Annotated in this window: 11 protein-coding genes; 5 read left to right on the top strand and 6 right to left on the bottom strand. The window is 48.9% G+C overall.

Going from position 1 to position 16,641, the window contains the following annotated elements; all coding sequences use genetic code 11:
• Positions 1-264: 264 nt before the first annotated feature.
• Entirely contained in the window at positions 265-1,458 is a 1,194-nt protein-coding gene (locus tag BMX44_RS08565; RefSeq protein ID WP_090631245.1) for a cyclic di-GMP phosphodiesterase, read from the top strand.
• 9 nt (positions 1,459-1,467) lie between these two features.
• Here the strand turns inward: BMX44_RS08565 and BMX44_RS08560 are convergent, their stop codons facing one another.
• Positions 1,468-2,928: a M17 family metallopeptidase gene (locus tag BMX44_RS08560; protein ID WP_090631242.1), complete on the bottom strand. Its 1,461-nt coding sequence runs from the start codon at positions 2,926-2,928 to the stop codon at positions 1,468-1,470.
• Between the two features lie 409 nt (positions 2,929-3,337).
• Between BMX44_RS08560 and BMX44_RS08555 the strand changes: the two genes are divergently transcribed.
• Together BMX44_RS08555 and BMX44_RS08550 are read left to right on the top strand one after the other, a co-directional pair.
• The gene (locus BMX44_RS08555) at positions 3,338-4,132 is read left to right on the top strand and encodes a thymidylate synthase (RefSeq protein ID WP_090631239.1); all 795 of its coding nucleotides are present in this window, start codon (positions 3,338-3,340) and stop codon (positions 4,130-4,132) included.
• Entirely contained in the window at positions 4,129-4,680 is a 552-nt protein-coding gene (locus BMX44_RS08550) for a dihydrofolate reductase (protein WP_090631237.1), read from the top strand. Before BMX44_RS08555 ends, BMX44_RS08550 begins: the two co-directional genes overlap by 4 nt.
• A 149-nt stretch (positions 4,681-4,829) precedes the next feature.
• Here the strand turns inward: BMX44_RS08550 and BMX44_RS08545 are convergent, their stop codons facing one another.
• Both BMX44_RS08545 and BMX44_RS08540 read right to left on the bottom strand, forming a co-directional pair.
• The gene (locus tag BMX44_RS08545) at positions 4,830-6,017 is read right to left on the bottom strand and encodes a type III PLP-dependent enzyme (RefSeq protein ID WP_425433713.1); all 1,188 of its coding nucleotides are present in this window, start codon (positions 6,015-6,017) and stop codon (positions 4,830-4,832) included.
• A gap of 383 nt (positions 6,018-6,400) precedes the next feature.
• The gene (locus tag BMX44_RS08540) at positions 6,401-8,794 is read right to left on the bottom strand and encodes a penicillin acylase family protein (RefSeq protein WP_090631234.1); all 2,394 of its coding nucleotides are present in this window, start codon (positions 8,792-8,794) and stop codon (positions 6,401-6,403) included.
• Positions 8,795-9,139: 345 nt separating this feature from the next.
• Between BMX44_RS08540 and BMX44_RS08535 the strand changes: the two genes are divergently transcribed.
• Positions 9,140-10,651 carry a bifunctional metallophosphatase/5'-nucleotidase gene (locus BMX44_RS08535; protein WP_090631482.1) on the top strand — a complete coding sequence of 504 codons (1,512 nt, stop codon included), beginning with the start codon at positions 9,140-9,142 and terminating at the stop codon, positions 10,649-10,651.
• 417 nt (positions 10,652-11,068) lie between these two features.
• A complete protein-coding gene (locus tag BMX44_RS08530) occupies positions 11,069-14,683 on the top strand; it encodes a hydantoinase B/oxoprolinase family protein (protein WP_090631479.1) in 3,615 nt (1,204 codons plus the stop codon).
• A 23-nt stretch (positions 14,684-14,706) separates the two neighbouring features.
• Here the strand turns inward: BMX44_RS08530 and BMX44_RS08525 are convergent, their stop codons facing one another.
• The 3 genes from BMX44_RS08525 to BMX44_RS08515 form a co-directional block, all read right to left on the bottom strand.
• Positions 14,707-15,117, bottom strand: coding sequence for a hypothetical protein (locus BMX44_RS08525; protein ID WP_090631231.1), 411 nt, complete (start codon positions 15,115-15,117; stop codon positions 14,707-14,709).
• A 110-nt stretch (positions 15,118-15,227) separates the two neighbouring features.
• Positions 15,228-15,929 carry a transaldolase family protein gene (locus BMX44_RS08520; protein ID WP_090631475.1) on the bottom strand — a complete coding sequence of 234 codons (702 nt, stop codon included), beginning with the start codon at positions 15,927-15,929 and terminating at the stop codon, positions 15,228-15,230.
• Between the two features lie 38 nt (positions 15,930-15,967).
• Positions 15,968-16,405, bottom strand: coding sequence for a secondary thiamine-phosphate synthase enzyme YjbQ (locus BMX44_RS08515; RefSeq protein ID WP_218143939.1), 438 nt, complete (start codon positions 16,403-16,405; stop codon positions 15,968-15,970).
• Between the last annotated feature and the right edge of the window lie 236 nt (positions 16,406-16,641).

Below are 16,641 nucleotides of genomic sequence, written 5' to 3'. Positions count from 1 at the left end.
GTTATTTCTGATTATTAAAATATCAAAATATTAATAAAATATGTGCAGCCAGCCTACTGGCTTTATGAAAAGCACTAAGAGAATTGTACCACTGACATACATAAATTATGTGAGCATGGCTCGCCGGGTTTGTATCGTTGTCATGGTCTATCGTGAGTACCTGAATGTTTGACCCCTGTGATGAGCAAACAAGTTGCTTCTTTTTGGATTGAGTTTATTTTGGCACATTACATCTCTATTCTTTATATGTACACTGTGTAACTTATGCTGAAGAAAATTCATGTGACAGATGTAAGGTTGGGAATGTATGTCCATAAGATATGCGGGAAATGGATGGAGCATCCTTTCTGGAAGCAATCGTTTATGTTGTCGGAGCAGAAGGACCTGGAAAAGCTGGTCAATTGTGGCGTCAGGGAACTCTGGGTCGATACGGCTAAAGGATTGGATATTGTAACGCCGTTGCCCGAAGCGACACCTGCTGAACCAACAGATAATTCTTCCCCTGGTGCTGCGCCGGTTATCAAGAAGATAGAAAAGGTATCGCTTGAAGAAGAAATGCAAGCTGCCCGTAACATTCACGCAAGAACCAAAGAAGCAGTGACTGCGATGTTCAGCGAGGTGCGCATGGGTAAGGCGGTTCAAGTGGACGAGGCAGTAGTTCTGGTTGATGAAATCAATCAGTCGATGCAGCGCAACAGCAACGCAATGCTCAGTCTGATCAGGTTGAAAACTGCGGATGAATATACTTACTTGCATTCGGTTGCCGTATGCGTGCTGATGGTCGCGCTGGGTAGACAGCTGGGAATACGGGGCGAAGAGCTTAATCAGATTGGAGTGGCCGGATTATTGCACGATATCGGTAAAATGGCCGTGCCCATTGCTGTTCTTAACAAACCTGGCAGGCTGACAGATAAGGAATTTGACGTTGTCAAGGACCACCCTCGTCGTGGGTGGGAAATACTTAAAACAGTTTATCAGGTGAACGAGCCTGCGCTGGATGTATGCCTGCACCATCATGAACGCATGGACGGGCAGGGTTACCCGGACAGGCTGTCAGCAGACAATCTGACACTGTATGCACGTATGGGTGCTGTTTGCGATGTATACGATGCGATAACGTCTGAGCGTTGCTATAAAACGGGATGGGAGCCAGCAGAAGCCATTAAAAAAATGGCCGCCTGGAGGGATGGCCATTTTGATGAGAAGGTGTTTCGTGCGTTTGTTAAAACAATCGGTATTTACCCTAACGGTTCGTTAATAAAGCTGAAATCCGACAGGCTGGGAGTAGTCATCGAGCAATCTGAAAAAAACCTCGTTACACCGCTGGTCAAAGTGTTTTTTTCGATTCGTCATAATGCGCATATCCCCGTGGAGATCATCGACCTGTCAAAATCGACGGACAGTATTGTGAGCGTCGAAAATTTGCAACAGTGGAAGCTCGATCTGGAAAAAATCTAGCTGCCGTCGTTACAGTTGTTTGAGCAATTCGATCGCCCAGTTCACGCCGAAACCGGTTACATCACTGCCCACGGCGCCAAGTCCGTCTTTGTGGTTGCTGGCTGATAAATCCATATGAATCCAGGGTGTGTCGTTAATGAATCGGCTGAGAAAACGTGCTGCAAGGATATGATCATATTCGCCGCCCAGCGTACATTGCTTGACATCCGCGATATCGCTTTCCAGTTCGTCATCATAATCAGCGTCCAGCGGAAAACTGCAAACGCGCTCGCCACTTTTGTTGCCCGCCGACAATGCTTTCTGCAAAAGATTTTCGCGGTTGCTGAATACACCGCTATAACGCGACCCAAGTGCGGTATGCATACTGCCGGTCAATGTTGCAAAATCGATGATGATTTCGGGTTTTTGTTTCGCGGCCAGCGTCAGTGTGTCAGCAAGAACCATCCTTCCTTCAGCATCGGTATGGATGATTTCGATTGTCTGACCGTTCAATGCGGTGATGACATCATTCTGTTTGTATGCGCGCGGGCTGATATGGTTTTGCGCAATAGCCAGCCAGCAGTCAATATCGAAAGGCATGTCAACGCGTGTCGCAGCCAGCAGAATGCCGAGAGCGACAGCAGAACCATTCATGTCCTCGTGCATGCCCAGCATATGGCGTGGCGGTTTCAAATTGTGACCGCCGGTATCGTAACAAATCCCTTTTCCAACCAGAGCAATACGTTTCTGGCTGCTTTTATTGCTGCCCGAAAAATGTAAGTGGACTACCGCTGCATCTTCGGTGTCACTGCCCTGTGCGACCGCCGAAAAAGCGCCGGCGCCCATTTCTTTGAGCGTGCTGAATGTATAGGCTTCATACACCCATCCTTCGTTCTCTGCCAGCTTTTTGATTTGTTCGCAATAAGTTTTTGGCGTCAATTCATTGGGAGGCAGAACAGTCAGCCCGCGTGCCAGCAGATTCCCCTCAGCGAGGGCACGCTGCAGGTTGAAATTGTCGGTATCTTTATAGCCATGCAGATAAATATGAGTGAGTGACGTTCTTTCGGGTTTCTGCTTGCGTACGGGTAATGCAGCACCATTCACCCAGGCTGTATACAGCGCGATATCGGCAAAATAACGCAGCTGGCTGTTGTTACCGTAAATGGCAAGATGCAGCTCTTCGGGGTTCTCGTTAAGCAGTTGATGAATGGCCTTGCGTACGGCTGTCTGCTGTTCAAATACCGGTTTTCCGGCATCAATCATGACCCAGGAACAGAGTGCGCCGGTTTCCAGGTTTGCGCTGACCGGAGTCTCGCTGATTTTGCTCAGCTTTATCTGGCGGCGTTCCAGTAATTGATTGAGCGTATCTGCGCCTGGAATGGCATATTTCTTCGGAAGCCTTTCCAGCTTCGGCAGGATGACCAGTAAATGGGATGCTGTTGTGGTGTTCGGATCAAATGAAGAAGAGCTCTGGATAAGTGTTGCCAGCATTGATTGCTTTCCTGTTGTAAATGAATTGGTGCATGATACGATGGGCCGCCTTATGGAGTGATTTACATACTGTTTATGCGTCTGAACGTCCGTACCTGCCGGTACAGTGCATGTGGTAATTTCGGGTTACGGGTGTTGATAAACAATGTGCGGTGATGATCAATGTAACATTCAAGCCGTTTGTAATGTATTCCTTTATCTGGGTTTGCAGCAGTTTGGCAAATCGTTCTAAACACGTATGATTAATATCAGGTTGCGGATGTTTCTTAATCTTTATGCTCCGGCCGTGTGGCCGGCGGTGCTAGGCCGGAAGTGGTATTATAGTATGCTTAATATATTATGTCTGTAATTTACCTGTTTAAATATATTATAGCGATGGCTGATAACTTTTCGATTTCCTTGTAAGCGTATGCAGCAATATCTTCAATTGATGCAGCATATCCTGGCGCATGGCCATAAAAAAACAGACCGTACTGGTACTGGCACACTCTCAGTGTTCGGTTATCAGATGCGTTTTGATTTGAATGACGGTTTTCCGCTGGTAACCACCAAGCAATGCCATTTAAAATCGATTATTCATGAATTATTGTGGTTTTTAAATGGTGATACCAATATTCGCTATTTGAATGCGAATGGCGTTTCCATTTGGGATGAATGGGCTGATGAAAATGGCGATTTGGGGCCGATTTATGGTCGTCAGTGGCGTGCATGGGCGGGGCCGGATGGAAAAACTGTCGATCAGATCCAGCAGGTCATCAGTCAAATCAGGCATACTCCCGATTCCCGGCGTATGATTGTCTCTGCCTGGAATGCAGGCGATCTCGATAAAATGCACTTGCCACCATGTCATGCCATGTTTCAGTTTTATGTGGTGAATGGAAGACTGTCATGCCAGCTTTATCAAAGAAGCGCGGATGTATTTCTGGGTGTGCCGTTTAATATAGCGTCTTATGCCTTGTTGACTATGATGATCGCCCAGGTGTGTGAACTACAGGCAGGCGAATTTGTGCATACACTCGGTGATGCCCATCTATATCTTAATCATCTCGAACAAACGCATGAACAATTGACCCGCAAACCGAGGTCATTGCCCCAGATGCAATTGAATCCGTCAGTAAATAATCTATTTGATTTCAAATATGAAGATTTTGCGCTGAAGAATTACCATCCTCATCCGCCAATCAAGGCGCCCGTTGCGATATGAAGGCTCCCCGTTTATCTATTCTGGCAGCCGTGTCGAAAAACCGGGTTATTGGAAGAGGCAATGCGCTGCCCTGGTATTTGCCGGAAGATCTGAAACATTTCAAGTCATTGACGATGGGACATGCCATCATTATGGGCCGAAAGACCTTTGAATCCATTGGCCGGCCGTTACCCGGTCGGATTAATATTGTCGTGACAAAACAGACAGATTTTCATGCGGATGGTACTATAGTTGTGCATTCACTGAATGAAGCAATAAACACTGTCAGCTCAAGCGGTAAAACAGCGGATGATTGCGAATGTTTTGTGATCGGCGGTGCAGAACTTTACCGGCAGACTATTGCATTATCGCAGCGCATGTATCTTACCGAGATCTGGCGTGACTATGATGGCGATACTTACTTCCCTGATTTTGATCGCAATGAGTGGCATGAATTGTCGCGGGAACGGCAATTCTCGTCCGAAAAAGCATCCAGTGAGTTGCCACTTGAATATCATTTCGTGATTCTGGAACGCAAACCGGCAAAGCCGACACGGTCTCCGGTGTAGTTGATTACGGTGAATCCGGCGAAAATAGCAGGTTTGTGATTTCTGTTACTTCACCGGAATATTGATCGGCTGCGTTACAAGATGTGTTTCCAGAAGCCGCTGAAAAAAACATCACTAAATCAGTGACACAGGGCTGATTATGTACACATTTAGCTGTTTACCACATGCACGTCGGGCAATGGGAAACCGTTGAAATTACTCGCATAGGCCGTTGTATATGCTCCGGTGTTGGGAATATAGATCAGGTCTCCTTCCTGGATGTCGGCAGGCAACATGACATCACGCATCAGGATATCCACCGAGTCGCACGTGGGTCCTGCAACAGACCATGGAACACAGTTTCCGGAACGGTCGCTCAGTATTTCATAATTAAGACCTTCGGTGATTTCAATCATTCCGCCGAACATGCCCGCGTCCCAATACATCCAGCGCTTTTCGCTGCGAGTTGCGGTGCCCACAACCTGACAAACAAAGTAGGCTGAATCAGAAACCAGGTAGCGGCCGGGTTCGGCGATGATTTGAATGTGTTCGGGTAATTCGGCAATTGCTTCATTGACGACAGAGGCAATGATTTCAATGGAAGGAATCGGTTTCAAATGGCGGACCGGATAGCCGCCGCCAATATTCAGTAAGCGAGGATCAAGGCCTGCTTTGCGCATTTCATCAAATACACTGATAGCCCTCTCGATACCAACGCGCCAGTTTTGAGGATTGCGGCATTGTGAGCCTACGTGAAATGTGATACCGGCAAGATCGGCTTTCAGTCGGGCAGCTTCGTGTATGATGTGCGCGACGTCGGCCAGGTGCGTTCCAAATTTTCCGGCGAGCGGCCAGTCGCTGCCGATATTGGGTGTGTCGATGCGCAGATACAGTTTGGCGTCGACCTTGACGCTATTTATTTTCTGTAATTCCTCAATACTGTCAATTACATACCATTCAACTCCCTTGCTGGCTGCATAGTTCAGATATGCTCGGGATTTCATTGGATTACTGTAAAAAATTTCAGCTGCAGGCACGCCCAGCTCAAGTAATAAGTCGAGCTCGGCTATTGAAGCGATTTCAAATCCCGCGCCCTCTTCAATGAGTGCTTGCAAGACGCGCCGGTCAGGATTTGCCTTGACTGCATAATGCGGTCGTACGCGCGGCATGGCAGCTTGAAATCGTCGGGCTTTCTGTCGAACAATATTCAGATCGACCAGCAAAAATGGCTTGTCGTAACCCTGTGACAGTCTTTCTCGTACATGGTTGAAATCCAGGCTGGTTTCAGGATGGGTGTCGAACAGTACTTCAGGTTGGGCCTGCTGCTGAAATGCAGCGGTAGAGATCGGTATGAGCATGAGTATATTCCTTTTAAGAAAGCTACGTAACAGGGATGAGTATGGTTGTAAGTTCGATAGAGATAAAAGTGCTATGTTTTGAAATCATGATTTTCCTCTTGTCGTTACTGAAAAGTGCCGCATTATAATCCGCATTTTTTTGAAATCAAGCTTTTTTTAATGATCGCTTGACAGTTCATTTTATTCAAAGTTCATCATCAGTTGGAAATTGTACGAATTTGCCCACAATTGACGCCGATTAACCAGGAATGGATGCATGCCTGAACTGCTCAGGATATTGGAATAAAGCCTTCATTCACTGTATCAATTTCACAATATTCTGTTGTTTACTGATCAGCCGGAAATCCGGATTCATAGGTTTAAACAACTTAAGCGTCAGGGCGTCAGGGCGTCAGGGTGAGGGTTTTTTCTGCTTTGCCCGGCATGAAAGGTGTCGGTTTTTCCGTTACCCAGTTGGTATGCCCGCTACCGTAGTAAGGTGAAAGAAGGTGTCCGCTCTGACCGCCAGGCATGTCAAAATACCCGACTTCTTCTTTCCCCGGTGCGACGACCGACCGCTGCGACGCGCCAAAACTCGGTGTCTGTATCCGCGGCATGTGCATGTCGCCGGGTAAAGGATCATTGGGCATGTCGAGCAATTTTGCGATCCATTCAGGCATGTGTGGACTCAATGGATGTTTGATCTTCGCCATGTTTTCTTCGCCCCATGTGCGGGCGGTAATATCGTCTGCTCCCTGCTGCAAGCGGAAAATAACGCGCTGCAGGCATGACAGAAGAAACTCGTCCCAATTATCGTAGGCATTGGGCAACAGATGCGGAGGTTGTTTCTCAATAAGCTGCCAGAAGGCATGTTCAATCTGGCTCAGGCGAGGTAGTTGAAACGCCGGGTGGCGCTGCCTGATCTCCGCCGTAAAGGCACTCAACAGGGTTTTAATGGCTTCCTGGCGGAAATCGCGAATAATCCTGTAAGCAACTGAGTCAACGGATGCATGTCCGTCCCAGTTCCTCAAAATATCTTCTACCTGCGCATCCAGTCCGGTATTTTCGCTATGATTGAGCGTTTCCATCAATAATGCATGCCAGCGCACATAGAGTAGTGCGCGGTAATCGAGCTGAATCGAGAGTAAGTCATCGGCAGAAAAATGGCCGCGTGCAAAAATGCTGTCGCGTATTTGCCTGGAGCGCGCACCAAGATCATAGCCCCCGTCGCCAAGAATGGCCAGCTGTTCGATATCAACAGTACGTGTATTGGCCGTCCATAAGCGGCCTGATTCCGGATTGCGAATCAGCGGATAGTCGGCGGGCTTCAGCCATCCCTGCCAACCTGTCTCCGGATTCGACCAATCAGTAGGCAACCGGGGGTCAAAGTCTCCGGTTCGTTTTGGTATACGTCCGGCTATCGTCCAGAGAATATTGCCGTGCTTGTCTCCGACAATGAAATTCTGTGGCGGCATGCCGGTTTGTTGGGCGATTTGTGCAGCATCATCAACCGTACGTGCGTTTTCCAAATTGACCAGATCGAGATTAATGCCACCCGGTTGAAGCGCCGTCCAGGCCATCGCCAGTGGAACGCCGTCATGGTCACGTGCGACGATCGGTCCCCATTCGGTTTCGTGAACCATGATTTCTTTTGCCGGCGCGTCGCGGACATGAATGATTTCTCGATAACTCATCACGGGTTGCCAGCCTGTGGCGCCGTAGTAACGCGATTTGTCTTCAGGGTCGAGTGTGATGCGTACCCAATCGATAAAATCACCGTAACTGTTGGTAAAGCTCCAGGCAATATGGCGGTTAGAGCCGATTACGACCGCGGGTACACCAGGCAGGGTGATACCGATTACATCGGCATGGTTGTGTGGTTTGCGCGCGCTTTTTTCAACCGAGAGCAGCCGCGTTCGGAACCATAGATTCGGCACGCGCAGTGTCAAATGCATATCGTTGGCGACCAGAGCCGCGCCGTCGGTCTTGGCGGCCAGATTTCCGGCAACAGCAAAATTATTGCTGCCAGGTATCGCTTCATCGAATTCAATCACGTTCGCCTGTAATGGCGTGCTTATTGTTCTGAGGTCGAAATCGTCTGCGGAAGGTATAGGCGGCCACTCAAGGGGATTTCCCGTTAACGGCGTATCCCATGCTCCGCCGCTCGCGGTTAGAAACCGGTACAGCGTGCCAGGCAGTTCCGCATGCATGGTTGATAAAGCAAGTTCTCGTCTGTTGTTTGGATCGTTCAGAGTGACAAACATGGAGAAAATAACCAGCAGGCTGTCTTCTTCGGTCCACTGTACAGGTTGTGTGCGTGTCAGTAGGTATGGATAAGGACGCACGGTCAGAGCGTTAAGCCCATTATTGACACCCACGCGATAAGCTTCAAGCAATACCAGTTGATCCGGCGACAGTTGTTCCAGAAATTTTCGTGCACGTGCGCGCATACGGTATTGACGGATCTCCAGATCCAGCGGTAACGCGGCTTTACCGAAAATATCAGCCAGTTCGCCGGCGGCCTGACGCCGCATCAGATCCATTTCAAAGAAGCGTTCCTGTGCATGTACATAGCCAAGCGCCATGGCAATGTCGTACCTGTTATGTCCGGTAATCGTCACGCTGCCAAGCGCGTCTCGTTCAATGATTACCGTTTCTGAAAGCTCAGAAAAGTGTTTCTTGCCTTCATAAGATGGCAGGCTGCCGTAAATCAGCAGCCATACGGTGAGTATTAATAACAGACTGCAGCCTGCAAGTGCTGCTGCGGCAAAGCGGAAAAATTGTAAGGCTTTTTTCATTGTCTGTAATTTTGATTTGTTTGAATACCCACGTATAAATTAGATGCTATTCAGCCGAAAAGTTACCGTGAATTACATAATTACCCGAATAAGACTGGCTGAATTATAAAGCAGCAGGAATACAATGAAAGGCAAAATTAATCCATAGTAGTGGTGATAAAAATAATTTGAACAGATCCATTCAGCTGTTCGAACTATGTTTCGCGAATCGAGTTATTTGCCAATATTTGAAGAAAACTGTTGTTGAACGATCACAATGTCAGTTTTCCGATAATGTCAGGCATTATTATTGAACGGCATGCTACACTTTTAAGCCGTATAACAGAAAAATCACAGGAGCCCGTCGTGAAGAAGCTGACATCAGTTGTTTTGTCGGTGTGCGTTATCATTTTTATTTCTGCCTGCACCACAGTATCCGACCGTTCAACCGCAGCAGATGACAGAATCCATGTCACCATTCTGCATTTCAACGATATTTACGAAATCACGCCGGTCAGCGGCGGTAGGGAAGGCGGCATTGCGCGCGTGGCAAAGCTGCGTCAGCAGCTGCTGGCACGGAATCCGAATACCATCACCACACTGGGGGGCGATCTGTTCAGTCCGTCCGCGATCGGTACAGCCGAATATCAGAATGACCGTTTGGCAGGACGGCAAATGGTCGATGTGTTGAACCGTTTCGGACTGGACTACGCCACATTTGGCAATCATGAATTCGATTTGAAAGAAAGCCAGTTTCGGCAACGCATGCAAGAAGCGAGATTTACCTGGGTGTCGAGCAATGTGCTCGATGCAAGTGGCCAATCATATGATGGCGTTCTACAGAATCTGGTTGTGCCTGTAAACGATCCAAAAAGTGACGAAATTTTCAGAATCGGACTGTTCGGGTTGACGTTGTCAGCGAATCAAGCGGATTATGTGCGCTATGACAATCCGCTAAAGGTGGCTGATCAGCAGGTTACGCAACTGACCGGGCAGGCTGATTTCATTATTGCACTGACGCATCAGTCAATAGCCGACGATGTTGCGTTGGTGCAGCAGAACCCGCAGATCGGCCTTGTACTTGGCGGGCACGAGCATATCAATTACCAGCGCTGGCGCGGCAGGCGTTTCGCGCCCATATTGAAAGGCGACGCCAATGTACGCTCGGTGTACGTCATCGATCTGCATTTCGATCCGAAAACCCGGCAGACTGAAGTTAAACCGGTGTTTGTGCCGATCGATGAACGGTTCGACGAAGACCCCGCGGTAAAAGCAGCCGTCGACCAATGGGTGGATATTGCGTTTGATGCCTTCCGCCAGCAGGGCTTTGAACCGGAAAAAGTAATTGCCAAAACGACAGAACCACTCAATGGTCTTGAATTCAGCGTGCGCAGTTCGCAAACCAACCTGACGCAGTTGGTAGCCGTCGGCATGCTGGGGGCATATTCTGATGCCGAACTGTCGCTGTATAACAGCGGTGCCATCCGCATTGATGATAATTTGCCGCCGGGAAAAATCACCGTATACGACGTCATTCGTATCCTGCCATTTGGCGGTCAAGTGCAATTGGCGACGATCAAAGGCAGCCTGTTAATCAAGACACTTGATCAGGGACTGGCAAACAAAAACTCGGGCGGATTTCTGCAATACGCCAACGCACAACGACAGAACGGTGTCTGGCTGGTCAACGGTAAACCGGTCGATGCGGCAAAAACCTATCGCGTGGCGATTAACGACTTTCTGGCATCCGGCAGGGAGCGAGGGCTGGAATATTTGAAGCCGGGCAACCCCGATCTCACCATCATTCAATCAGGAAAAGGGCTGGCGTATGACATGCGCCAGTTGTTGATTGAAGCGCTGGCTGATTCAAACCAATAATTTAGCCATTATGCAGGATTGAAATAATAGGCATTGTTACCTAATAGGATATGTATTAATCAGAAGCATTATGTGCTCCACGACAGTTTTGCCGGAAGAACTGCTGTATGAAGCGATAGGGCCGATACATACAAACACTAAAACGGTCATAATTGTATTGGGGCTAAAACGCGTATCAGAAAATCTGAGTTCACAAATCAAGACGCAAACCTTATATAGTTCAAAGGAATGATTGAACTGATCGGTAATTCGGCGCCATACGAAATTGTGGTTTGCAAGGGTTCTGGTCAATACATCACTATCTGCAGCAAAGGCAAGCACAGTTTTCAGGATGGATAAACGAAGAACATTTATCTGTCACTACCAATGTAACAAGAAACATTTGTTTAATATCTGATGGAACATTTTCAGCACAGCATGACAAAGCCCGCAAATTGGAAATTCTGGATCGACCGCGGTGGTACGTTCACCGACATTGTGGCGTTGTCCCCAGAAGGTGATCTGACAACTTGCAAGCTTTTGTCTGAAAACCCGGAGCACTATCCCGATGCGTCGCTGGAAGGTATTCGTCGGCTGATGAAAATCAAATCCGGTAAACCCATTCCGGCACATGATATCGATCATGTCAAAATGGGCACGACGGTCGCGACCAATGCACTGCTCGAGCGCAAGGGCGAACGTGTCGCACTGGTAATTACCAAAGGTTTTGCCGATGCTTTGCGTATCGGCTACCAGAACCGTCCGCGGCTGTTTGATCTGAATATTGAACTGCCGGAAATGCTCTATGAAACGGTCATCGAAGCACATGAGCGGATCGATTCAGATGGTCAAGTCATCAAAAAACTCGACGAAACGGCGCTGGCTGCTGAATTGCTTCGCGTTTTTCAGCAAGGTATCCGCGCAGTGGCGATTGTATTCATGCACGGTTATCGTTTTCATACGCATGAACTGGCTGCAGCACGGATTGCCGAGAAAACCGGTTTTACCCAGATTTCCGTCAGCCATCAGGTCAGCCCGCTGATCAAGCTGGTGTCGCGCGGCGATACGGCGGTGATGGATGCGTATTTATCGCCGATACTGCGTCGATATGTCGACAGAATTGAGGCGACGCTGGGTAATACGCAATTGATGTTCATGCAATCGAGCGGCGGACTGACGCAGGCCGGTCGGTTTCAGGGCAGGGACAGCATTTTGTCCGGCCCTGCGGGTGGTGTAGTCGGCATGGCACGTACTGCGGCAACGGCGGGTTTCAGCAGAGTGATTGGATTTGACATGGGCGGCACATCGACGGATGTAAGCCATTATGATGGCAGTTTTGAACGGATTTACGACGGACAGGTGGCCGGAGTGCGTATTCGTGCACCGATGATGGCAATTCATACCGTGGCGGCGGGGGGCGGATCAATTCTACAATATGACGGCAGTCGCTTTCGCGTCGGGCCAGACAGCGCTGGTGCCAATCCGGGGCCTGCGTGTTACCGTCGCGGCGGACCGCTGACGGTGACCGACTGCAACGTTATGCTTGGTAAAATCCAGCCGGATTTTTTCCCGAAAATTTTCGGACCGGATGCCGATGTATCGCTGGATGATGATATTGTCAGGAAGAAGTTCGCCCAACTGGCTCGTGAAGTAGCGACGGTAAGCGGCAGAGATTACACGCCCGAACAGGTGGCGGAAGGTTTTCTAAAGATTGCCGTGGAAAATATGGCTAACGCGATCAAGAAAATATCCGTGGAAAAAGGTCGCGACATTTCCTGCTATGCGCTCAACGGCTTTGGTGGCGCGGCGGGGCAGCATGTCTGCCAGGTCGCCGATGCACTGGGAATAAAGTCCATTATCCTGCACCCGCTGGCAGGCGTAATGTCGGCTTATGGCATGGGACTTGCCGATATTACCGCCATTCATACCGAAACGGTGGAGAAGCCGCTTGATGCGCATACGCTGCAAATGATCAGCCAAACACTGGACAAGCTTGCACAGTCAGCGCGGCACGAAGTCGCCAGCCAGGGCATCGCGACCGTTAACATTTCGCTGATCAAAAATATCGGTTTGCGTTATCAGGGCGCCGATACGGTGTTGACTGTCAAGTGCGCGCCGCTTGCGCAACTGCAGACGGATTTTGCTGAACTGCACCAGCGTCACTTCGGTTTTGTTCAACCCCAGTGTAGTCTGGTGATAGCGACGGTATCCGTGGAAGCAACCGGCAAGACCGGTGATACAACTGAAATTCGAGTAAATCGTACCGATAAAGAAACTGGTTCGCGCTCAAAACTGCAACCGATTAAGATGGTTACCACGATCAGTGGCGGTCTGCAACATGCTACGCCGGTATATGCCAGCTGCCGGCTACAGGCCGATGACCTTATTCAAGGCCCGGCGATTATCAGCGATGCCAATGCAACTGTCGTCATCGAACCGGGCTGGCAGGCGCGGCGCCAGATTCAAGGCGAACTGTTACTTACACGCCATGAACCGCGTCCTCAGCGTGAAAGTATTGGCACAAAAGCTGATCCAGTGATGCTAGAAATTTTCAACAACCTGTTTATGTCTATCGCCGAGCAAATGGGCGCAACGCTGGCGAATACGGCTTCGTCGGTCAATATCAAGGAACGGCTCGATTTTTCGTGCGCCGTATTCGACCGTTTCGGTAATCTGGTCGCCAATGCGCCACATATGCCGGTGCATCTGGGGAGCATGGGCGAGAGTGTCAAGGCGGTTATTGCCGGTCACCCGACCATGCGACATGGCGATGTGTTCGCGATCAATGCGCCATATAACGGCGGCACACATTTGCCGGATGTCACAGTCGTTAGCCCGGTATTTGATAAGCGGCGTAGCCAGGTGATCTTCTTCGTCGCTTCGCGCGGTCATCACGCCGATTTGGGTGGCATCACGCCGGGCTCAATGCCATCGGACAGTAAGACGGTTGAAGAAGAGGGCATTTTGTTTGATAACATTCAAATCGTGCGTGATCACGAGCTGTTACAAAATGAGATTCATAGGCTACTTACAGCCGGACCGTATCCGGCACGTAATCCCGTGCAGAATATTGCAGACCTCGGCGCGCAGATCGCCGCCAACGAGAAGGGGGTGCTTGAACTCAAACGCATGGTTGAACATTTCGGTCTCGAAGTGGTTGCAACGTACATGCAGCATGTGCAAGACAATGCCGAAGAAATCGTACGCCGAGTGCTGGATGTGCTTGTTGATGGCGAATTTGTTTATGAAATGGATGATGGTTCCGTCATTTGTGTGGCTATTCGCATCGATAAGCGGTCGCGTAAAGCTGTGGTCGATTTTAACGGCACTTCCGCGCAACGACCCAACAATTTCAACGCACCGCTGCCGGTGTGTCGCGCGGCTGTTCTATACGTGTTTCGTACGCTGGTGAATGATGAGATTCCGCTCAATGCAGGCTGCCTGAAGCCGATTGAAATCATCGCCCCCGAAGGGTGTATGCTCAATCCACAATATCCTGCGGCCGTAGTCGCCGGTAACGTAGAAACCAGTCAATGTGTGACCGATGCGCTGTACGGTGCGCTTGGCATTATGGCAGCCGCGCAGGGTACGATGAACAACTTCACCTTCGGAAACGATCAATACCAGTATTACGAAACTATTTGCGGTGGTGCTGGTGCAGGACCTGATTTCGACGGCCAGAGCGCCGTGCACACGCATATGACCAACTCGCGATTGACCGATCCCGAGGTACTTGAGTCCCGCTATCCCGTCACAGTGGAAAGCTTTTTAATACGTAAATACTCGGGCGGTAATGGAAAGCAAAAAGGTGGTGACGGCGTCATTCGGCGTGTCCGTTTCAACAAACCCATGCATGCCGCCATTCTGTCCAATCACCGACGTATTGCGCCATTCGGGTTGAAAGGCGGCGAGCCGGGCAAATTGGGGTGCAATTGTGTGGAGCGTAGTAATGGTGTGGTCGAAGAACTTGGCTCCACAGCCAGTGTGCAGCTTGAAGCAGGGGATACGGTAGTGATCGAGACGCCGGGGGGCGGAGGATTTGGCAGTTTATGATTTGATCATGTTTTTGTAAATTCCTACAGTTGTTGTTTGTCATCAGTTGTACTGACTGATAATTTTGATAGCTCTTTTCTGGCAAAAAAGAACATTGCAATCGGAAAAAGCGAGCGAAGAATGTCGTCAAATGACGGCTGTTTAATTTGTAGAAAATAGGGAATCCATATCTCATCCAAAGCGATGATGCCAACAACAATACTTGCGGCCATAAGAATTTTAAAAGCAGCTTCTGAACCGTATTTCCCTATTAACCCAGCTGAATACCAGAAAAATGCACTCAATACCGATAACATTATGATAAATCTTAGATCATCTGTTATAAATATTGAGTTTTCGAAATAATTTACAATAACTGAGATGCAAACTATGCCAGCATCGCCAGCAAGTAGGATGGCAATTGTCCGAATTAAGAGTTTAATCACAAAAGTCATTTTTAGGGATTTGCCTGAAAAAAAAATAATTTTTGTGTTATCGACATTCTGAGTAGATTCTCTAATCTCTTTTGCAGGTATAAGTACCAAGTGCAGGCGTGATGGCGCAATTAGCTTTCAAAAGGCAATGTCTGGCCAAAAACGGTCTGCCAATCCAGATTGAATCGGTCCACAGCGGGTTGTAGAGCGGGATGTGAAAGCATTTTGACAGCGATTTCAGGTGGAATGGTGATCGCGGATACACCGGCATTCAGCACGCCCAGTACTTGCCTCATATTTTTAAAACTGGCGGGCAGTAGCCTGACTGGCAGTTGATGTTGGTCGATCAGTGCTTGCAGATCGGCCACAACACCAACACCTCCGATGCCGTCTATGTTGTCATCACCGCTTGTAACGATGGAATCAATACGGCTGACGTAAGGTGCCAAATAATCGGCGCCGCAAAGTGCGGCCAGAAATCCCTGCTGTACGCTGTAGATGGCTGTAGCCAACACGGGAACCTGTTGCCTTTTCATCATTCTGATCGCAGCAATGCCTGTCTCAGTTGCAGGGACCTTGACGACAATATCGTAGGGCAGTTTGTGCAGGTTCACTGCTTCATTGAGCATGGCATCGGCGTTTGCGCTGACGACCTGTACATGAATTCGCGCTTTTTCTCCAATAACTTCCCTCACTTTCGGCAGCAATTCCTGCAAACCTGTGTTTGTATTTGCCAGAATCGATGGATTGGTGGTAATTCCGCGTAATGGCAGGTACTTGCTATGACAAGCGATCTGATCGATGTCTGCGGTGTCGAGATATAATTCAAACATAACCAGTAATTTGAACAATCACCGTTTTCTGAAAGTGGTTACTCTCCATAAATCTGAACGCTGACCTTTCGCATGCGCGGACCGTCGAGCTCGTATAACATCACCGATTGATACTGCCCCAGCACCAGTCCGCCATTTGCCAGGGTAATCACTTCAGAGCTGCCCAACAGCATGGCGGCCAGGTGCGAATGTGCATTCTCAGGTTCGTCTGGCGGACAGTCGCGCAGCGCAATATCGTTATGCAGATAACGGTCACCAGGCGGGATGAGACGTGTCAGAAAACTTTTAATATCTTCGATCAGACGAGCTTCGTTCTCATTAATGGCAATGGCCGTGGTAGTGTGCTGTGAAGTGACGGTAATAAACCCGTTTTGTATACCGGATTGCGTGACCGACTGTCGTAGTTCCGGCATCAGATCGTGCAAAGAAATTCCTTGCCCGGTCTGAAGCTCGATATATGCAGGAAATATTCTCACGTGTGTCGTCCTGTTTCTGTAGTCCTATAAAATTACGCGTTTCGACATTGTTAGTGAACAAGCCTTCCTTTGACCTTTGTTGGTTTGTTTTCGAGAATCATTATTGTAAACGAATACTGACTGCTGCAATCATTTTGATTTTAAAAGTCTATTTTTTTTGTTTTCCAAAGTGTGCGGATGACCTGTCGGTTTGTTGCCAGGATTTTGCCAGCCAGTATGTTCACTGAGACGGCTTT

Source organism: Nitrosomonas marina (assembly GCF_900110145.1).
Classification (GTDB): domain Bacteria; phylum Pseudomonadota; class Gammaproteobacteria; order Burkholderiales; family Nitrosomonadaceae; genus Nitrosomonas; species Nitrosomonas marina.
Note: the sequence above shows the minus strand (reverse complement) of the source record. Positions and strands in the feature narration are given on the sequence as shown.

Coding starts and splice junctions, on each gene's coding strand:
- BMX44_RS08560 (WP_090631242.1), bottom strand. CDS start 2,928: ATGCTGGCAACACTTATCCAGAGCTCTTCTTCATTTGATCCGAACACC.
- BMX44_RS08530 (WP_090631479.1), top strand. CDS start 11,069: ATGACAAAGCCCGCAAATTGGAAATTCTGGATCGACCGCGGTGGTACG.
- BMX44_RS08565 (WP_090631245.1), top strand. CDS start 265: ATGCTGAAGAAAATTCATGTGACAGATGTAAGGTTGGGAATGTATGTC.
- BMX44_RS08555 (WP_090631239.1), top strand. CDS start 3,338: ATGCAGCAATATCTTCAATTGATGCAGCATATCCTGGCGCATGGCCAT.
- BMX44_RS08540 (WP_090631234.1), bottom strand. CDS start 8,794: ATGAAAAAAGCCTTACAATTTTTCCGCTTTGCCGCAGCAGCACTTGCA.
- BMX44_RS08520 (WP_090631475.1), bottom strand. CDS start 15,929: ATGTTTGAATTATATCTCGACACCGCAGACATCGATCAGATCGCTTGT.
- BMX44_RS08545 (WP_425433713.1), bottom strand. CDS start 6,017: ATGCTCATACCGATCTCTACCGCTGCATTTCAGCAGCAGGCCCAACCT.
- BMX44_RS08550 (WP_090631237.1), top strand. CDS start 4,129: ATGAAGGCTCCCCGTTTATCTATTCTGGCAGCCGTGTCGAAAAACCGG.
- BMX44_RS08525 (WP_090631231.1), bottom strand. CDS start 15,117: ATGACTTTTGTGATTAAACTCTTAATTCGGACAATTGCCATCCTACTT.